Here is a 19929-nt window from a genome sequence, read left to right as displayed (position 1 = left end):
CGACCAGCGCGTGCAGCGTCGTTTTTTCAACGCTCGCGTTATCCCACTCTTTATGATCCGCAAAGTCGCCGACCGCATTGAAGGCAACCCCGCGCAGAACACCTTGCGCCTGGGAGACCAGCGATTGTTTGAGGTTGTCACCAAGGCTGCCACCTTGTAGCGCGGTACCAAAGCCCGCCTGTGCTGCGCCCTGAGCCCCTGAATAAGCCGCAAACTTGCCGACATCCGATGCGGAACCTGGGTGACCAGCCTTTGCGGCCTAGCCTCCGTAGAAGCGGAATAAATCGTTATGGTTGATTAGAAACTGAATTTTTCGAAGCCTTTCTACCGTATTACCGAGCTTCGGAACTTTCCCACGGCCTGACGAGGTTGAGCCTTGGGAAGTAACTTGGCTAGGATTCGCCGTCGCAGTAAATCCTGTGGCCGGGTGTCGCAACCTGAAGTAGTCTGAGGCGCGGTAGCGCCATAGCTCTGTAGCAGGCGCTTTTTTATGCCTGCTTACCGCATCTATGGTGGACCGTGTGAGGCGGGCTTTTGCCCGGCCGGTACCCTCGGACACCGGTTTGCGACCCTCGCACGGTCCACCACCCACTCGTGTCGCAACGAAGGTGGTGGCCTCTTAACTGTCTGAGGATCGAGTGGATGTCTTCTACAAATCGAAATTGTCGAGATATTGAAGTAAAGGTCGTGGTGAGGTGTTTGCACTCTGCCGTTAACGCTCACTCAATGTGTGGTGCATTGGAGTGTTGCTCATGAAAACACAAATAGATGATGACGATATGACTAACAGTGTTTTCAATGTGAGGCCAGGCTTGAGCTCCGAAGAAGCATTAGTAAATGCAAGTGAGCTTTTAGCTTCGGCGTCAGCCATGGCTAATGAACAGGCGTTTTCCTCAAGCGGATCACAGCGGCTTCAAACCTTCGGGTTGGCCCAGTTAATCGGAAGCGCACACCTTTTAGTAAATGACGCTTTGAAAAAAACGAGTCCAGTAAGCTTTGATCTTAATACATAGGATTAGGTAAGGGTAGATCGCCTCGTCTTTAATCGAAAATCGTGATCTACCCCATCTAACGCTTTAATTTTACAAACATGCACTTTTCATAAATAAATTGATGCTGGCTAGCCAGCATCAAGCTACCGCGCACAAAAAACAAAGCCACATTATTAAAGAGCTAGCCGCCATCATAGAAAAATAAAAGCGTCATACTTTCAAGTCAACCACCATTGCAAACAGGCTTAACAAATAAATTCGCCGCTTTCCCGCTCAAATAAATCCGCCCACTTTTCTGGAACAATATGCGCTCCGTTCTTACCCAAATGTATTGTTCCATATCTTGTCGCCAAGCCCGATGAGCCATCAACACCAATATTTTTTGCAAAATCAACTATTGGCTGCCCTCTTGAACCTTAACCGACGACACGAAACTCTCCCGCCTGAGCGCCATTCAACAGTTATTTGAGGATCGCCCCCTCATTAAGATGGCTGCGTCTTGGAAGAAAATTGTTATGCCCCAGAATATGCTTGCCTTGCTGACCAGCATGGATGCTACTAGCTACGTTGTCCAGCGACGTACCTGTCGCTTTTGCACCAATGATTCGAGAGAAACTCTCGGGGTTTCTCCCAAACTATTTACACTATGTAACCCGCAGATCTCATCTGCGCAAGCACTGCCTCATCGAATTGCCGATCAGATATACCTCTAATCGACTTGGCACTCTTCCATTTCCATATTACAGGAAGGATTCTACTATCCAAACGATAAAACTCTTCCAAAAAAATATCTGCTAAAGCGTATTTATCTAAATCAGGAACGACCTCCAGCATCATGTTCAACACAATGCTTGGCGACTTTCCGTCCAGTATGTGCGCTAACAAATGTCTATTTTCCGAAAGTGACATAGATAATTCCGCCAATGGTGTCAATTTTTTCGACCTTCGTATATCCGTATTTCTGGGATATTTGGCCTGTCCAAGTACTCAAAGCAGCATTTTCTTTTGACATCCCATTGGCAATATTCTGCAGATACTGAGCAGTATTAACGCTGTCAGTACCCGCCTCCCAAGCCCCACGGATTTGATTGACCTGAATGCCTTCATTGTCGAGGCGTTGCATTGCGCTGGCGAACATATCAGTGCCCGATGCATCGTAAAAGGGATGATTCTGTGCTGCCCGAATCTCAAATCCCAGCACTCCCGCTTTATCCACATTCAGGACCAATCCTGCTACACCCTCAGGATTGCCGTACCTAAGAGTAGTCCCCCCATTGGACACACTCATCATAAAATCATTTGTGACATCTACTTTGGGAATGGGTGGCTCAATTCTCCCCAATTCTCCTTTTGCACCTGATCCAACAATTCCCTTCGAGGCGTCCACAACCGCTGCCTCACCCGCAATCGTAGCCTCTTTGACTGCAACCTTGCCAAAAATTGACCCAATGAGCTTTCCGACCCAAGACGTCGGTACTGGGGCGACCGAAGCTGCCAGCAGTATATCTTGGGCGGCTTTCGCATTTACCGCATTTTCCCACCGCATCGTTTCAGGATCACTGCGGTCTATATTGGCTCCACTCGCCACACATGATGCATCCGCACAAGGAAGGCTACGGGGCGTAAATACTTTGCCATCTACTACGACAGATGTGCGGTAGCCACCCTGGGCATCCAACTCCCGGCCGGAGAGCCGGTCACGTTGCGCGTCACTGATAGAAGGCGTTTTGCTCCAATCCGGATTAGGTGTTGCCGGGAATGCAGCCCAGCTGTATGCGTTGGTCGACTCCTTAATATAGGCAACGACATCCAGGTCAAGCTTGGCGAATTGCTGTAGATACTGTCCGTTATCCAACTTGATCCACTTTGCAGCGGGATCGTAGATCTGATCCCTCGAGGCAACTATGTCAGTAGCCGGGCCAATATCGGTGCCATTGACATGAGAAAGTCTCAGTTGCTCCTCGATTTGATCAGCGGTGTATTTTCCACCACTTCTATCAGCCAGCTGCTTTGCGAGCTTGGTGTCGTTCGTGTGTAACTGCCGATTGTAGGCAGTCGCGTCTTTTGCAATATTGATCCCTGTTTGCAGATCCCCCCCAACTAACGCGGCTGTCGTAAGCCCCACCAACTGCGAGGCTGCCAGTTCCAACTGCGTATTGCCTTTCACTAGGGTGCTCAATCGCTCGCTCAACGCCTCGTTTGCCCCCGCGGCCATCGCCCCTGTGACAAACCCTTCGCCTGCCGCCTCACTGAGCAAGCCACCAACCAGCGCGTGCAGCGTCGTTTTCTCAACGCTCGCGTTATCCCATTCTTTATGTTCCGCAAAGTCGCCAACCGCATTGAAGGCAACCCCGCGCAGAACACCTTGCGCCTGGGAGACCAGCGATTGTTTGAGGTTGTCACCAAGGCTGCCACCTTGTAGCGCGGTACCAAAGCCCGCCTGTGCTGCGCCCTGAGCGCCTGAATAAGCCGCAAACTTGCCGACATCCGATGCGGAGCTGAGATTAAAGCCTTTGGTGACTCTGTTGACGTTATCGCCCGTAACCCCGAATGCCGGATCCAAAACCCCAGCAGTGAACCCTGCCGTCAATGCTCCAGAAGCATATTTTTTCAGACTGCTACTTGAAGTTATGTCCTTAAACGTCGATCCAATGTTTCCTCCATTATTGATAAAGCTGACGGCGCTGTTGCTCGCCACCGACGACAATGCGGTGGTGGCCATGACATTGCCCCACCCTGCAGCCGCTGTCCCGGCTGCTGTACCTGCTGATACCATCGCCGAACTACCGGCCGCCGCCATCGCGGTGCCAGAGCCCGCAGACCCGGCTCCCGCAAACGCGGTACCGAGCGGACCGCTAGCCGCTCCAGCCGTCAACACCGATACAATGATAATGATCGCCAGCATCGCCCCTTGCCCGAGGCTAGAGTTGCTGTATTTAAAGCTCTCGTGAACCTCCTTTACCTGGCGCCAATCCACGTCCCCACGCTTTTCAGCATCCTTCAACCAAGCCAACTGCGGATCAGCCTTGACCATCACATTAATCGTCTGGCTAACGGTTTGCTGGTCGATCTGCTTGATGTCGATCTTGAGCCCATCTACCGCCTTGATTGCGAGTTTCCCCTGCGCCACCATTTCCGTCTGGCGTAACGTCTCATCGGTGTTACCCCGGCCTTTGGCACTGGTCCAGGCGAAGCTGCTTTTGCTCTTCTCATGGCTTTCCTGATGAAGGTCTTTTACCCCTTCAAACTCCACCGCTCCGCCGCTGACGAGAGTAAGGTCATCACCGCTGTTGAGTTTGGCAACCTGATACTTCTGGTCCCCCACACTCTGTAGCGTGAGATCACCACCGGTCTTGATCTCACTGCCAATATTGGTGACATTGGTCACTTCATCGCGCTGGGATTTCCCCGATCCCAAGCCTCCCTTTTTCTTCATGTCGTACAACGAGTAATCACTGTCTTCAGCAGCGAGAAGACCAAGATTATTACCGGCCACCAAGTACGCCTCGTCACCTGCGGTTATACGACTCGCGATCAGCGCCAAATCCTTGCCAGCGCTGAGCGCAACATCGCCACCGGCTGTCAATGTGGTAGAGACCTGGCTGACATGATCTTCCTGGCGCTTGGTGCTTGATGTCTTTTTATAGGAGTGCTCTTCGTCAGCGCCGGAGGCCAGGAACATATTGCCTCCAGTGTTCATGGCGATGTCGCGTTTGGCCTCTATCTGGCTGGCGATAACAGTTAAGTCACGCCCGGCGATGACGTTCAGATCGCGCCCGGCTTCAACGCTGGAACCGTTTTGAGTAATGCCCTCTGTGCGATAACGCCTGCCGCTATTTATGGTGTTGTGTTCTTCTGCGGCAATCAGATTGACGTCTCGCCCCGCACGGATCGTCATATCGCGGCCGCTTTGTAATGCACCACCGGGGTTGGTGATATCTCGACCTGCCTTGAGGATAATATCGTTGGCGGCCTCAATACGAGCAGCACTGTCGACGTAATCGTTGTGTTTTGAAAACCCGATGTTATAGCCTGCCCCTGTAACGCTACGCTCGTTGACCACGTCCCCCCTTATGGTCTCCAGTGAAACATCACGTCCGGCGATAATGCCGCCGGACTTGTTGACGATATTGCTACCCGCCAGCAGATTTACTCGATTGCCAGCCTCAATCAGGCCACTGTTGATAATATCGTTTCCGATCTCCGCAGACAGATTGTGACTGGCACGCAAGGTGCCATAGTTTTCCAAGTTTTGGCCGGCGATGAAGTTGATGTTTTTACCCGCAATCAAAGCGCCATTAGGTGCCAATCGGTTATTCGCATGAGCCAGATAAAGCACTGGTACCAGAACCCGTTCACCACTCACCTCATTCGTTTCTAGCCAGACGATGTCGTGGGTCAATGCTGCGACCTGTTCTGAGGTCAAGCTCACGCCGACAGCAAGGTTCAGTTCCTGCTTGCTCTTGATGGCGTTGTCCATCAAATACCTGAACAGTTTTTCATCGGTGTCTTGTCCGGCAAGAAAGCGTTGACCGGTGCGGGCTATCACCGCTTGCTGGATCAGGCGTTGCTCATAGAAGCCATCACCCAGGCGCTTCCAGCTATCATCCGGGTTGTAGCCCAGCTTCGAGAGCAAATAATCCGAGCTCATAAATTGCTTGAGGTCGGTGAGGGCTGGGTTGGTCTCGATCAGGTATTTATTTGGCTGAGAGACAAAGGTGCTGAAAGGCAGGCCTTGTACGCGGTTGATCGTCTGGGTATCTACTTGAGTCGCCAAGGCCCCCAACGGAGCAAGTTGCGTAACTCCACTGGCAACCGCGCGCTCGGGAAGTACTCCGTCCGAGGCTACACTCTCAACCGCTACGACATTAGCGTTCTCAATCGGAGCGACAATACCTCCCGCCTGCTCAGCGACGTGGATCTGATCCATGGTACTGACCGACACCTGGGGCACGGCACTCAACTGAACTTGTCTGCCCTGCGCAATTGGTACAACTTGTTCACGCTGGGTGACACTGACCTCTGCGCGCCCCATGCTCCAGCTTTGGGGGCCGACCGTGACCGGTGTACTGCTGCTTTGCCCACTAAGACGGAATAAGCCATTTTGGCCGGTAGGCAAGTGAAATCCTGGTAGAGCCAAAGGATTGACCTGCTGTTGAGCGAGATCGGCTGGCAGTTGCCGATTTAGATTTATAATGCTCGGACTACCATTACCGACAACCTGGGCATTGACGCTTCGCAACGGGCCGGCTGTTATAGAGCTGAATGAGCGCTCGACACCGTTGGTAATTTTGTTGGTCGCGTTGATAGTGACGTTACCACCGGCTTGAAGGATGGCAGGAACGAAGCTCGCGCCGTCGGAAGCGATTATTTTTTCGGCGAACGGTACTGCATTGATAATTTCTGCCGGTGCTTGACTTGTTACACCTGGAGAATACCGTGATTTAGGAATACTGGCCCCAAGCCCCCCCTTGGCGCCAAAATAATAATAGTAAGTAGCGATAGATTGATTAGTATAAGTTGGATGCTTAAGCCCAACTATCGACTCTTTTTCTGCCGCATTCCAAAAACGAATACTTTTATTATAAGCCGGATCATTAACAGCATTATAATTAAATATCTTCACCCACAAGCCTATTGAAGGGCGCATAGCAATATATTTTAGGCTTGAGTAGCCTCCTAGCGCACTGGCAGTATTTATAAAGTCAACAACTTTAATATCGACATCACCAACAGCCGAAACTGTCGAATTGAAATTCTCGAACTTATCACCACGTACATCTAATTCCCCCCCCGAAATTATACTTGATGTTACTCGCTCACCACTTGCTTCAACATCGAATTTTTGCTGCCAGACGATATGCGAGCGAATGACATTCGCCCCATCCTCTGAATAATCACAATCAAAACATCTAACACCAATAGAGGAGAGTGTTTGATTAGTTGAATTAACACTAAACCCCTCCATCTTATTGCTCACAACCGCCGCCTTCAGCGACATATCACCCATCGACTCAATCCGCCCCGACAGGTTATCCACTCGCGATGCCCTCTCGGTGTCGTTATAGCCCCCCACGTCAATCGCCCCAACGCTATAGATATCGCTATAGGTATTGGTCAGTGTTCCTACCTGTAACCTCATATCGCCACCACTGAACAGCAACGACCCTTCATTCGTTCGAATGCGATCATTAGTCAGGGTTTGTGCATTGATTAGCAGGTTCTTCGTACTGGCCAAGGTACCCAGGTTGCTGACACCCGTAGCGTTGATCCTCATCCCGCTGTCGGAGGTCAAGCGTCCGCGGTTGATCAACTGCCCTTCGACGTTCACCGTGGTCATTCCGCCACCGGCCATACTTGCCGGTTCGTTGAGGGTCAGTTGCGAGGCGGTTACATCAAGGGTCCCGACGCTGCTGACTCGACCACTGCCGCTATAGGCTCCGCCCAGCGTCAACTTGAGGTTACCGTCACTGGCAATCAACCCATCATTACCCCAATTACCACCATCACCTATTAGGCTGTCGGAGGCCAGCAACTGGCCCCCTGCGCTCTGGTTGAGCGTCTTGACGTTGACCGTCAACCGCCCCGCCTGAATCACGCTGCTGTTGGTCCACTCGTCAGCAGTTAGCGTCAAGCCCCCGCGGGTGATGAGGTTGCCCCCAGCACCAGTCAGGTTGGCCATGCTGATGTCGAATGTGCCATTACCGGCGTGCAGCACACTGCCACCAGTATTCTGAAGAGTGCCGTTGAGCGTCAGGTCAGTGCTGGCGGTTTCCAGTCTGCCGTTGCGGTTATCAAACACACCCCCAATCTGAAAGTCAGTCTTACCGCTCTTGCCCAAAGCCCGCAGTTGCCCGCCCTGGTTATCCACGCTATCTGCCTCGACCTTCAGCGTGGTGTCACTTTCAATAATGCCTTTCTGGTTGTTCAGCGCCCCGCCACTGAGCTTGAGGTCCACCTGCCCGCCTGCCACCTGGCCGCGCACATCACCGCTGTTATCAAAACTGTTGCCAATGACCTTGACCATCCCTTTGGCGTACAGCCCGCCATCGCGGTTGTCGAAGGCGCCGGTGGTGACGTCGGTGTCGCCGGTTTGCGCGGCGATGCGGCCGCCGTTGTTGTTGAGGCTGGCACTGGTGAGGATCAGGCTTTGTGCCTGGATGATGCCGGCCTGACGGTTGTTGCTCAGATCGAAGTCGTTGCGCAGCAAGCCACCCAGCGCTTTGGCTTGCAGAGTGCCCTTGAGGCTGGCCAGGGTGCCGCCACGGTTGTCGATGGTTGTGGCCTTGATGTCGACAGCGCCATTTTGCGCGATGACTTTGCCGCTTTGGTTGTCGAGGGCGCCGGTGATGTCGAGGTTCAGGGCGGTCTGGCTTTGGATCGAGCCCTTGGCATTGTCGAGGCTGGCGGCCTTGAGTTTCAGATCGGCGTTCTGGCTGTAGATCAACCCGTCGCCGTCGTTTTGGATGGCGCCGGTGGTGGTGGCCAGCAGCGTGCCGTTGGACGCGATGGTGCCGCGTTTGCGGTTGTCCAGGCTGCCCGCGAACAGGGTCAGCAAGCTTTGGCTGACCAGTTGGCCGCCCTGGTTGTTGACCTCAGTGGCGCGTTTGAGCAGCAGCGCACCGGCGCTGGCAAGTTTGCCGTCGGTGTTGGTCAGGGCGCCGAGCAGATCGAGGGTTACGCTGCCGTTGCCGATCAGGTTGCCGGCGCTGTTGTCGAGGCTGGTGCCGATAAGGCTGAGGGCCTGTTGCGCGTTGACCGTGCCGCCTGCGTTGTTGAGTGTATGCACGTTCAGGTCGAGGGCCGCGCCGCTGTCGATCAACCCACCTTGGGTGTTGTTGAGCACCCCGGTGACGGTCAGGGTTTGCCCGCCCGCACTGGAAAGGATGCCTTTGTCGCTGTTGTCGAGGCTGTCAGCTTTGACGGTCAGGGCTTTTTGGCTGACCAGCGCACCGGCACCGCTGTTGAGCAGGTTGTTGCTCAGCGTGGCATCGACGTTGCCAAAACGGCTGGAGACGGTGCCTTGGTTGCGGTTGTCCAAGTCCACGCCATTGACACTGACACCTTGCCAACCCGAGATCAGGCCACCTTGGTTAGTCAGCTGGGTGCCGACCAGAGTGAGCACAGTGTTGCTGATCAGTTTGCCTGCGCTGTTATCCAGCGTGCGGCCATTGAGGGTGAGGTTTTGCGCGGTGGAAATCTCACCACTCTGGTTGCTCAGGTCGCGCAGGCGTTTGATGGTCAGTTGACCTTCGGTGGTGATCAAGCCCTTGGTGTTGTTCAGGTCACCGCCGCCCAGGTCGATGGCAATCGACTTGCCCAACACAGAACCGCCCTGGTTGTTCACACCCGCGCTGTTGAGGGTTAGAGCATTAGCCGCGTTGATCAACCCCTTATCCTGGTTGGTGAGCTGGCCGTCGACATTAAGCAACGTGTCGCCACGGCTGGTCAGGGTGCCACCGCTGTTGTCCAGGGTGGCGGCGCGGCCGTCGACGGACTGGGCGGCAATCAGGCCTTTAACGTTATTCAGGGCCTGGGTGATGCGCAGGGTCAGGGCCTGGTAGCTGAGCAATTTACCGCTGCTGTTATCCAGGCTGTCGGCGGTCAGTGTGAAGGCTTGGGCACTGGAGATTTCACCGCCCTGGTTGTTCACGCCCTTGAGGTTTTTCAACATCAACAGCGGGCCGTTGATCAGGCCGCCCTGGTTATTCAACTGGCCGTTTTTCAGGTCCAGTGCGACAGACGTGTTGCTGAAGAGCTTCCCGCCTTGTTGGTCCAGGCCGGTGACGTTGGCAGTCAGCGCTTTTTCGCTGGTCAGGCGGCCAGCGTCGTGGTTGGTCAATTGCCCTGCGGTAATATTCAGCGTGTCGCGGGTGCTGACGTTGCCGGAGTGGCTGTTGTCGAATGCGCCGGTGGTGATGACCAACGCACTTTTGCTGCTCAACGTACCTTTCTGGCTGTTGTCCAGGCTGGTGCTGTTCAGGGTCAGACCTGCGTCGGTGACCATCTCACCGCCCTGGTTATCGACGGCGCCGTGGGCGGTGACGTCCAATGCCCCAGCACTGGACAGCTTGCCTTTACGGTTGTTCAGACTCCCAGCGTCGACGGTCAACAGACCTTCACTGCTCAGCCGCCCTTGGTTGTTATTCAGCTCGCCGCTGAGTTCAAGGCCAAGGTCTGTTTGGCTGATAAGGCTGCCGTCGCTGTTGTCCAGCGTGGTGCCTTCCAGGGTCACACCATTCTGGCCGCTGAGTTGGCCCTTGTTACGGTTGAGTACGTCATCGACGTTCAGCGTCAAGTCGGTCGCGGCGAGCACCAGGCCGCCGTCACTGTTATCAAGGCGTTGGCCGGTCAGCGCCACCGCGGCTTTGCTGGAAATCTCGCCACTGCGGTTATCGACCTCACCCACCTTCATGTCGATACGTTGGTTGGCGCCCACAAATCCATTTTGCCGGTTATCCAGGCGCTGACCGGTAAGGGAAAGCGCACCCTGGGCGACCAGGGCGCCGTTGTGGTTGATAGTCGTCGCGACGTTAGCCGTCAGATCACCTTTGCTGGAAAGCTGCCCATCGGTGTTATCCACGCTGGCGGAAGCGAGTTGGACGTTGCCGTCCCCCACCACCGAGCCATTTTGATTGTTGAAAATACCGTCAACCGTAACGCCCAGTTCACCGCGGCTGCTGATCAGGCCGCCGCTGTTATCCAGGCTGGCTGTCTGAACCTGCAACGCAGCCGCAGAGATCAGGCCTTTGATGTTGTTCAAGGCTTGATCGACGCGCAGGGTCAGCGCTTGATTGCTGATGAGCTTGCCGTTGCTGTTATCCAGGCTTTTGCTGGCCAGGGTGAATGCCTGCACGCTGGAAATCTCGCCGCCCTGGTTGTTGACGTCGCTGAGATTTTTCAGCATCAGCAACGGTGCGTTGATCAGGCCTTGCTGGTTGTTCAGTTGACCGTTGTTCAAGTCCAGGCTCAGCGATGTCTTGCTGAAGAGCTGCCCGCCTTGCTGGTCGAAACCCTTCACACTGGCGAGCAGATCTTTGTCGCTGGCGATACGACTGTCTTTGCCGTTGCTGACCTGGCCGGCCGTCAGGGTCAGGGTGTCATTGCTGATCAGGCTACCGGCTTGAGTGTTGTCAAAACCACCGGTGGACACACTTACCGCGCCCTTGGCGCTGAGGGTGCCGGCACGGTTGTCCAGGCTGGCGCTGTTAAGAGTCAAGCCTTGGTCGGTTGTCACTGCGCCGTTTTGATTGGTCAGTGCGTCGGTGACGCTAAGGGCGATGGCACCGGCGCTCGACACCTTGCCCGCTGTGTTATTCAGCACCGCCGCTGTGCCGCTGATGGAGCCTTCGCTGGTGATCAGGCCGGCGGAGTTATTCACGCCGCCGTTGTGGGTCAGGCTCACACCTTGCTGGCCAGACACCGTACCGCTGCTGTTGTCCAGGCTCTGGCCTTGCAGCGTCACTTGGCCCTTGGCAAACAGCAGGCCCTCGCTCTGGTTGATGACCTGCGCCACCGTGAGCCCCAGGTTGGTACCGGCCAATACCTTGCCATTACTGCTGTTATTCAGGCCGCTACCTGCGAGGTTCACGTCTGCGGCGCTGGAGATTTCCCCGGCCTGGTTGTTGATGTCATCGACGGCCAGGGTCAGTGCCTGGGTCGAGCCGACCAGACCGCCGCCGCTGTTATCGAGCGTGTCGCCGGTCAGGCTCATGGAGCCTTGGGCAACCAGCTCACCTTTTTGCTGATTGAGATGGGTCACGTTAGCCGTGAGATCGCCTTTGCTGGAAATCCGCCCACTGGCGTTTTCCACAGTCGTCGCGTCCAGACGCACCGGCCCTACTGCACTGAGCAGCCCCCCCTGATTGTTCAAGGTACCGCCCAGATAACGGATCGCCGCCTGGCCACTGAGCAGACCATTGTTCTGGTTATTCAACTGGGAAACGTTGAGTTGCATGTCCTTATCGGCGCTGACCTTGCCGCCTCGGTTGTCGAGGCTTGCGGCGCTGATGGATACCGCCTGGCCGCTACCGAGCACGCCTTGGCGGTTGTTCAGCGCTCCGCCTACCTTGATCGTTAACGCGGTATCACCGGTGACTTTGCCCCCTGCGTTATCCAGGCTGGCTGCACGCAGGTCAGTAGCGTTGGCGCTGGACACTTCACCGCCAATGTTGGACAACATGCCATCCAGCCGCAGGCTCAAGCCCTGGTCGCTGAGCAATCTGCCGCTGCTGTTGTTCAGGCTATTAGCCGTAACGGTGAAACGCTGGGCACTGGAAATTTCGCCGCTCTGGTTGGCAACGTCAGCGAGGTTGTTCAACGCCAGCAGCGAACCACGGATCACGCCGCTCTGGTTGTTCAACTGGCCCTTGTTCACGTCCAGTGTCAGCGAAGTGACACTGGTCAATTGCCCGGCGTTGTTGTTCAAGCTGGCGACATTGGCGGCCAATGCCTGGTTGCTGGCAATGCGCCCGGCTGCACTGTTATCCACCGCCTTTGCGGTAAGGCTCAATGTATCCAGGCTGGTGAGTTTGCCGCCCTGGTTATTGATGGCGCCACTGGCCGTGATGCGCAGGCCCTGATTGGCCGTGACGACGCCCGCGACGTTGTCCAGCGTGGCGATATTCAGCGTTGCGGCGCCCAGGCTGGACACCTCGCCGCTGCGGTTGCTCAACTGGCCGACAGTAGCGGTTAACGGCCCGCTGCTGGTGACCAGTCCACCCTGGGCGTTGAGCAACTGGTTGGCGTTCAGTTCAAGACCACCCGAGCTCAACACGCGGCCTTTGTTCTGGTTGTCCAGGGTACCTGCGCTAATGTGGGCGGCCTGTTTGGCGCTCAAGGTTCCACCCTGATTGTTCAAGGCCTGCGCGGCGTTGACGGTCAGTTTTCGGCTGGAAACCACACTGCTGCCAGTGTTGTTGAGGCTCTGCGCGCTGAGACTGATATCCCCTGTGGCATTACGGCTAAGGTCCAGGTTAACGCCGGACTCGATAATGCCGCGGTTGTTCAGTTGGCCACCGCTGGACAGCGTGATGTGGTCACGAGCACTCAGGTTGCTCTGGTTGTTCAGGTCACCCTGGCTTTGCACGGTCAGCGTGGTACCGGCATGCACCGCGCCCTGGGTCAGCACGCTGGCCGCGTTGACCGCAATCGCGCCGTTCTCGGCTTTGGCTTGGGCCAGCTTCAATTGGCCATTGGCATCGAGTTGAATATCGCCCCCACTGGCGATCAGCGCCCCGTCGAGCTTCACCCCAACCCCGGCCTCGGTCCCGACCAGTTTGATCGCTCCCGCATACATCCCACCCAACGCCGTCGAGTCAATCGCCAGCTCCGGCTTGGCACTGCCGTCATCGGCGCGGGCAGTGGCGTGCAGGCTTTTAGCATCGACGTCATTGCGCCCGGCAACCACGCTCAAGTTGCGCGCATTGATCTGCGCATTGATCCTGGCCGAGCGGGTGATGATTTCGAAACGGTCGACGTTATCGGCGTTCAAGCCTTGGCCGTCGATGGTCACGGCGCCGCCATCGACTTGGTAACGCTGCAATTGGCCGCTTGCGTCGAGTATCGGTTTGCCGGTGGTCAGGGTGACGTTTGGGGTGTTGATGAAGCCGCAGCCGTTGCAACTGATGCCGTAGGGGTTGGCAACGATGACCTTGGCCGACTGCCCCGCCACTTCGGTGTAGCCGCGCAGTTGGCTGGGGCTGCCGCCGTTGACTTCGTTGAGGATGATGTTGGCGGCGCGGCCTTGCAGGTTCGGGTTGCCGAGGATGATGCCGCCCAGTTGCGTGGATTGAGTGCGTTCGGTGGCGTTGTTGAGGATCACGCCGTTGGTGCCGACGTTGTAGTCCTTGAACTGGTTGTGGGACAGGCCACTGCCATTGGGGGTGGCGATGTTCACCACCGGTACGCCATTGCCCGCCGCGCCCACAGTGGTGCCGGGGGCGCTGACCACGATGCCTTCGGCCTGGGCCAGCAGCGGTTGCCAGAACAGCGCGTTGGCCAGGATCAGTGCCAGGCCACGTTTGGGCAGGCCGAGGAACGCGTCACGGCTTTTCAGGGCAGCAGAGGGCTGGCGAACCAGGAAGGCAAATTGGCGAACATCCATTTCAAATTCTCGTTGCAACTGGGCGTTGAATTACAGGAAGAAATCCATACGGAAGTAGATCGGTGCTTCGCGCTCAAGCATCGCGGCCGGTCGTTCCAGCGAGTGGGCAAAGGTCACGCTGGTGCTCACGTGTTGGCCGCGGGCGAACAGCTCAAGGGAGTTGCTTGAGACGCGGCCGTGCACTTCGCCGTTGTAGCGACCATTGCGGATCACGCCCTGGTCGTAGCCCACGCTGGCACCGTATTCACCGAACACCGGGCGCAGCCAACCGAGGGTCACCGGGCGACTCCAGCGCAGGTCATTGCGCCAGTAGCCGCCGTTGTCACCGGTCAGTTGCTGATCCTTGTAGCCGCGTACCGACGCCGAGCCGCCGAGGCTCATGCGCTGGGGGCTGAACAGCACGTCTTCGCTGCGTTGGCCGGTGGCCAGGCTGGTGAAACTGAACGACTCGCCCCACAGCGTGAAGGGTTGCAGGTAGCTGACGGTGGCGGTGTATTTACGGTAACGCGCATCCGGCACGCCAGGCCGAGGGTTGTGATTGCCTTGGGCGTCGAAGGCGCCGGTGCCGTTTTGCATGCCTACATCGACGTTGACGAACGCGCTGCCGATACGACGACCATGGTTGATGCCCAGTTGCAGCTCACTGAGGCGATTGCTGCTTTCTTTGAGGCGGCTGCTTTCGATGTAGTTGTTGGTGCGCAAGTGGGACAGGCCGACGTTGACCGACGTTTTGCTCACGGCATCGCGGTGGATCACCCGTTCGGCGCGCATCTGATGGTTTTCACTGCCCCCGGTTTGCTTGAAGTCGAAACCATCGCCCTGAACGACCGAACGGTAGTCGCTCTGGTTGTAGCTGTAGCTAAAGTTCCACCAGCCCCAGGGCACGTTGTAGTAGAGCATCGCGTTCTTGGCGGTTTTCTGGTGGTCGCTGACCGCGTCGTGGCCGCCGCGCAAAATCAGCTGATCGGCCAGGCCCAGCGGGCTGTCCCATTCAAAGCCGGTGCCCCACTGCTGTTCGCCGGTGCTTTTCTGGCCATCGTTGTTACGCGACAGGCTGGCACGCCATGGCTTTTGCGGGTTGTTTTTGACCAACACTGAGCTGCCGCCCACGGCATCGCCTGGGGTCAGTTCCATTTGGGCTTGGTTGGACGGCAAACGGTTGAGCTGGTCGACGGCCTGTTCGATTTCTCGCAGGTTCAATATCTCGCCGCTTTTGCCGGGAAAGGCCATGGCCAGTTCGCGATCCGACAACTTGCTGCTGTCGGCGCCCTTCAGGCCTTCAAGCTTGCCTTCCACCACCAGGACTTGCAGATGCCCTTTGGACATATCCTGCTGCGGCAAGTAGGCGCGACTGGTGACCAGGCCTTTGTCGATGTAGTAGTTGGTGATGTCTTTGAGCAGGGCATTGAGTTGTGCGACGCCCAGGCACTGACCGGCGTACGATTTGAGCAGACGCTCGCGTTCAGCGGCAGGCAGGTGGTCGGCACCCTGGAGTTCAATGGTTTGGATCGGGAAGCAACGGCTGTCCACCGGGGCTGCCGGCGCTTCGGGCCTGGCCTCTTTGCCGGGCAGTTCCTTGAGCTGCTCAAGGCGGCGCTGTTGGTCTTCCAACAGGCGGTTTTGCCGCTCGCGGATCAGGTCCTGATCACCCGGCAGGGTTGCCGCCATCACTCCGTGGGAAGCGAGGCAGGCAAGCAGGGCAATGCTCAGTGAATACCGAGTCCGTGGCAGTGAGGCAGGCATGTTCGATCCATCGCGTGACGAAGGATGGCAAACTAACATCACTGGACGGGCGCGCCAATAAACTGACTAAACTTTAGGAAATTTCCTACAAACAACTAACACTATGATTTTTAACGTAAATATTAAAAATAAATAAATATCGACTGAAATCTTGAAGGATTTTCCGACAAGCGGTATCAGACTTGATACACATTGAACACGCACACAAACGATCGGACTATTCGGCCAACGCCGGTCCGCGCATGAATATTTGATTGATTTAAGGAATGTCTGGGCGACAACGGGAATCTGAGCAGACGCTGACCCAAGGTCGACTCGGCCAGGCCAAATGACAGGCAAAAAAAAACCCGGAAATCCTCACTTGCGTGGGCCTTCCGGATTTTCTAAACCGCCAAAAATGGTGGGTCGTGTGGGATTCGAACCTACGACCAATTGGTTAAAAGCCAACTGCTCTACCAACTGAGCTAACGACCCGCTGTGTGGTGGCGCGTATAATACTGATTTCTAAGGATTATTCAACACCTTATTTGAAATAAATCAGAAAAAACGCATTTGAACGGTAATTCGGTGGGTAGAACGCCTCTCGCAGCCGCCTGATCAGCGCCCTGGCTCGTCGTTCCACAGGTACTTGTGCAGCTGCAATTGCAGGCGCACCGGCAGGTTGTCCGCCACTACCCAGTCGGCCAGGTCGCGGGCGTTCAGGTCGTGATGGCTGGGCGAGAACAACACCTCGCCCGCGCGGCGCTCCAGGCCATACTGGATCAGCTTGGAGGTGGCCCAGTCATAGTCGTCGCGGGAACAGATGACGAACTTGACCTGATCGTTGACCGTCAGCAAGTCGATGTTCTCGTAGCGGTTGCGGTGGGCTTCCTTGGAATCCGGGGTCTTGAGGTCGACCACTCGGCTGACGCGCGGGTCGACCGCAGAGATGTCCAGAGCGCCGCTGGTTTCCAGTGACACCTCGTAGCCGGCGTCGCACAGTTGCTTGAGCAAGGGGATGGCGTTGGGTTGCGCCAAGGGCTCACCGCCCGTCACGCAGACGTAGCGTGGCCGGTAGCCGGCAACCTGTTCCAGGATGTCGTCGAGGGTGCGCACGGTGCCGCCACTGAAGGCGTAGGCGCTGTCACAGTATTGGCAGCGCAATGGGCAGCCGGTCAACCGTACAAAGACAGTGGGCAGGCCAGCAGTGCGCGTTTCACCCTGCAACGAGTAAAAGACTTCGGTAATACGTAATGTGTCTTGCATAGTCGCCACGGGCGTAACAGCTAAACAGGCTGTCCGCCTCCGTCAGGCACTTCAAGGGATTGCGCCAACGCGTCAACCCCAGGAAGCGTGTTTCATAAAAGGGCGTGGATTCTAACGAAAAAACCCGCGCCAGGCGCGGGTTTCTTCTAAACGGGCGGTATTGCTTACAAGCGTTGCAGATCGCGCTGGGCCAACTGCGCGGCGGAGGTACCCGGATACTGGGCAACCACCTGCTGCAGAATGCCTTTGACCTTGTCGGTATGACCCAGGCGGCGCTCTACGTCAGCAAGCTTGTACAGCGAGTCCGGCACCTTGGCGTGTTTGGGGTACAGCTGGCTGACCTTGGCAAAAGCCTGGCCTGCCCCCTGCAAATCACCCTTCGCCAGGTTGACCTCACCCAGCCAGTATTGAGCATTGCCCGCGTACTGGCTGTTGGGGTATTTGCGCAGGAATGCGGTAAAGGCCTGACTGGCCTTATCGAAATCCTTGGCCTTGATCAGGTCGAAGGCTGCATCGTAATACAGTTTTTCCTTCGCCGGATCGCCCGGTTCACTGCTGGCAGCAGGGGCAGCCGCGGCGGCCCCTGCTGCTGCGCCACCGGCAGCGGCGCTTGGCGCGCCACCGGCAGCAGAATTATCAGGAGTAGCGGCAGGTGCAACACCGGCTCCAATACGACGGTCAAGATCCTGGTATCGCTCCAGGCCTTCTTGTTTGAGCTGGTTCACCTGGTTCTGCAGCACTTCAATGGCGCCTTGTTGCTGCGACAATTGATCCTGCATGCGTTGCAGCTGGTTGAACAGCTCGCCCTGTGCCGAGGGAGCGGACGTAGCCGCTCCCCCCGCATAGGCGCCGTTCGTGCCATAACCTGCTGGCGGATAACTGCTCCCGCTATTGTTATAGCCTGAGTTGCTATCCGTTACAGGAACCGCAGCCCACACCGCAAGCGGTGCGAAGCTGAGAGCCAATACAGTTAGAGCACGACGGCACGTTCGCATGACGAATTACTTACGCAGTTCGACGCGACGGTTCTGAGCCCACGACTGTTCGTCGTTGCCAGTTGCAACTGGACGCTCTTTACCGTAGGAAACCAGTTCCAGTTGGCCTGGAGCAACACCTTGCAGTACCAGGTAGCGCTGAACGGCTTTCGCACGACGCTCGCCCAGTGCCATGTTGTACTCACGAGTACCACGGGCGTCAGTGTTACCTTCCAGAACAACGCGAGCGCCGTTAGCTTTCAGGTCCTTGGCGTGAACGTCCAGAGCGCGCATGGCTTCTGGCTTCAGGTCCGAACTGTCGTATTCGAAGTAGAAAGTGGTGATAGCGCGCAGAGCAGCTTCTTCGCTCAGGGAGCCGTCGACCGCACCAGTGTTAGCGCCGTAACCAGCGTTTGGATCAACAGCTGCGCCTTCACCGGCATTGTCGCCGCCTTTAGAGGAGCAACCAACGGCTACGGACAGAGCCAGAGCCAGAGCAGCAAACTTACCAAACTTCAGCATTTCCATCGTGAAACTCCTAATGAACCCCAGTGTGTTAAGTACTTCTTTTTGTAGCGCCGCGTCAGTTCAGGTAAGGGGACCAGGATGGTTCTCTGACTTCGCCTTGTGCGGTAGGAAGTGGGAGCCTTACGCGTCCATTGATGGACACGAGCATCAAGACTCCCCGGCCCTGCTGGCGGGTGGCGTAGATTACCATGGTGCCGTTGGGCGCAACAGTGGCTGACTCATCAAGGTTGGTGTCTGTAAGGATTTTTACCGTTCCACGCTGCAAATCCTGGGCCGCAACCCGGAAATTAGTGAAACCATCCTGACGGTGAATCATCACCAACGTCTTTTCATCGGCCGAAAGCTTCGGGTTGGCGTTGTAGTTACCAATAAAGGTCACACGCTCCGCGCCGCCGCCATTCACGTTTGCCTTGTAAACCTGAGGCTTGCCGCCACGGTCGGAGGTGAAGTAGATGGTCGAACCATCCTTACCCCAGAACGGTTCGGTGTTGATGCCCGGGCCGCTGGTTACGCGACTCAGTTGGCGCGAAGCCATGTTCATCACGTAGATATCCGGGTTGCCGTCCTTGGACAGCACGAACGCCAGGCGCGAACCATCCGGCGACCAGGCCGGCGCACCGTTGAGGCCTTCAAAGTTGGTGATCTGCTCGCGACGACCCGTATCAATGTGCTGCACGAAGATACGCGGGCGACGCTGCTCGAACGATACGTAGGCAATACGCTTGCCGTCCGGCGCGAAGCGCGGCGACAGGATTGGCTCACGGGACTGCAGCAAGGTCACTGCACGTGCACCGTCGTAGTCCGAACGCTGCAGGGTGTAGCGCGTGTTGTCTACCGAGAAACGCTCAGCGGTGACGTACAACAGGCGCGTCGAGAACGCCCCCTTGATACCGGTGAGTTTTTCAAACGACTGGTCCGAGATGTAGTGAGCCATGTCGCGCAGTTGTTCGGCGGTCCCCGATACGCTGCCGGTCAGAACCTGCTGCTCGGTGGCCACGTTGAACAACGTGTACTGGATCTGCAGGCGACCGCCGGCCGGGGTGATGCTGCCGACCATCAGGTACTGGGCACCGACCGCCTTCCAGTCACGGAAGATGACTTCGCTGGCCTGGGTTGGCTGGCTGATCATGTTGCCTTTTGGAATCGGCGCGTAGTAACCGGAGTTACGCAGGTCGTCGCTGACGATCTGGGCCATGTCGTCCGGCAGCACGCTGCCGCCCTGCCAACCGAACGGAACTACCGCAATCGGTGTGGCCCGATCACTGCCGCTGGTTACCAGGATGTTCTTTTCATCCGCCGCCGCTATCCCTGCCATACAGCAAATAACGACAAGCATTCCTCG

At 56.6% G+C, this 19929-nt stretch carries 8 protein-coding genes, 1 tRNA gene and 2 pseudogenes; 1 reads left to right on the top strand and 10 read right to left on the bottom strand.

Features of this window, described 5'->3' with window-relative positions; all coding sequences use genetic code 11:
- Positions 1-4 precede the first annotated feature (4 nt).
- A pseudogene (locus JFT63_RS29550) lies at positions 5-178 on the bottom strand (DUF637 domain-containing protein); the annotation flags it as partial.
- A gap of 574 nt (positions 179-752) precedes the next feature.
- On the opposite strand from JFT63_RS29550, the gene JFT63_RS08985 reads away from it, so the two are divergent.
- Positions 753-1013: a DUF6124 family protein gene (locus JFT63_RS08985; protein WP_198843800.1), complete on the top strand. Its 261-nt coding sequence runs from the start codon at positions 753-755 to the stop codon at positions 1011-1013.
- 224 nt (positions 1014-1237) lie between these two features.
- Here JFT63_RS08985 and JFT63_RS30060 read toward each other — a convergent pair.
- The 9 genes and pseudogenes from JFT63_RS30060 to tolB all read right to left on the bottom strand — a co-directional run bounded on the left by JFT63_RS30060 (position 1238) and on the right by tolB (position 19923).
- Positions 1238-1546: pseudogene (locus JFT63_RS30060) on the bottom strand (polymorphic toxin type 50 domain-containing protein).
- Between the two features lie 85 nt (positions 1547-1631).
- Complete coding sequence (locus JFT63_RS08975) at positions 1632-1901, bottom strand: hypothetical protein (protein ID WP_198843799.1); 270 nt, start codon at positions 1899-1901, stop codon at positions 1632-1634.
- Positions 1882-14097: a two-partner secretion domain-containing protein gene (locus tag JFT63_RS08970; RefSeq protein ID WP_233102258.1), complete on the bottom strand. Its 12216-nt coding sequence runs from the start codon at positions 14095-14097 to the stop codon at positions 1882-1884. The genes JFT63_RS08975 and JFT63_RS08970 overlap by 20 nt, the downstream gene beginning before the upstream one ends.
- A gap of 30 nt (positions 14098-14127) precedes the next feature.
- The gene (locus JFT63_RS08965; protein WP_198843798.1) at positions 14128-15840 is read right to left on the bottom strand and encodes a ShlB/FhaC/HecB family hemolysin secretion/activation protein; all 1713 of its coding nucleotides are present in this window, start codon (positions 15838-15840) and stop codon (positions 14128-14130) included.
- Positions 15841-16238: 398 nt separating this feature from the next.
- A tRNA-Lys gene (locus JFT63_RS08960) sits at positions 16239-16314 on the bottom strand.
- Positions 16315-16437: 123 nt separating this feature from the next.
- Positions 16438-17085: a 7-carboxy-7-deazaguanine synthase QueE gene (gene queE / locus JFT63_RS08955; RefSeq protein WP_057704423.1), complete on the bottom strand. Its 648-nt coding sequence runs from the start codon at positions 17083-17085 to the stop codon at positions 16438-16440.
- A gap of 164 nt (positions 17086-17249) precedes the next feature.
- A complete protein-coding gene (ybgF, locus tag JFT63_RS08950; RefSeq protein WP_057704422.1) occupies positions 17250-18080 on the bottom strand; it encodes a tol-pal system protein YbgF in 831 nt (276 codons plus the stop codon).
- A 6-nt stretch (positions 18081-18086) separates the two neighbouring features.
- Positions 18087-18587: a peptidoglycan-associated lipoprotein Pal gene (gene pal / locus JFT63_RS08945; protein ID WP_003193861.1), complete on the bottom strand. Its 501-nt coding sequence runs from the start codon at positions 18585-18587 to the stop codon at positions 18087-18089.
- Between the two features lie 55 nt (positions 18588-18642).
- Positions 18643-19923, bottom strand: coding sequence for a Tol-Pal system beta propeller repeat protein TolB (gene tolB, locus JFT63_RS08940; protein WP_032874245.1), 1281 nt, complete (start codon positions 19921-19923; stop codon positions 18643-18645).
- Positions 19924-19929 lie beyond the last annotated feature (6 nt).

Origin of the sequence: Pseudomonas sp. MF7453, from assembly GCF_016405455.1 — a bacterium.
In the GTDB taxonomy this organism is placed as follows: Bacteria; Pseudomonadota; Gammaproteobacteria; order Pseudomonadales; family Pseudomonadaceae; genus Aquipseudomonas; species Aquipseudomonas paralactis.
The sequence above is the reverse complement of the archived record's forward strand: the minus strand, read 5'-3'. Positions and strand labels throughout refer to the sequence as shown.

Bases quoted from the DNA above. Each gene is read 5' to 3' on its own strand.
- JFT63_RS08985 (WP_198843800.1), top strand. From the start codon at position 753: ATGAAAACACAAATAGATGATGACGATATGACTAACAGTGTTTTCAAT.
- JFT63_RS08975 (WP_198843799.1), bottom strand. From the start codon at position 1,901: ATGTCACTTTCGGAAAATAGACATTTGTTAGCGCACATACTGGACGGA.
- JFT63_RS08970 (WP_233102258.1), bottom strand. From the start codon at position 14,097: ATGGATGTTCGCCAATTTGCCTTCCTGGTTCGCCAGCCCTCTGCTGCC.
- JFT63_RS08965 (WP_198843798.1), bottom strand. From the start codon at position 15,840: ATGCCTGCCTCACTGCCACGGACTCGGTATTCACTGAGCATTGCCCTG.
- queE (WP_057704423.1), bottom strand. From the start codon at position 17,085: ATGCAAGACACATTACGTATTACCGAAGTCTTTTACTCGTTGCAGGGT.
- ybgF (WP_057704422.1), bottom strand. From the start codon at position 18,080: ATGCGAACGTGCCGTCGTGCTCTAACTGTATTGGCTCTCAGCTTCGCA.
- pal (WP_003193861.1), bottom strand. From the start codon at position 18,587: ATGGAAATGCTGAAGTTTGGTAAGTTTGCTGCTCTGGCTCTGGCTCTG.
- tolB (WP_032874245.1), bottom strand. From the start codon at position 19,923: ATGCTTGTCGTTATTTGCTGTATGGCAGGGATAGCGGCGGCGGATGAA.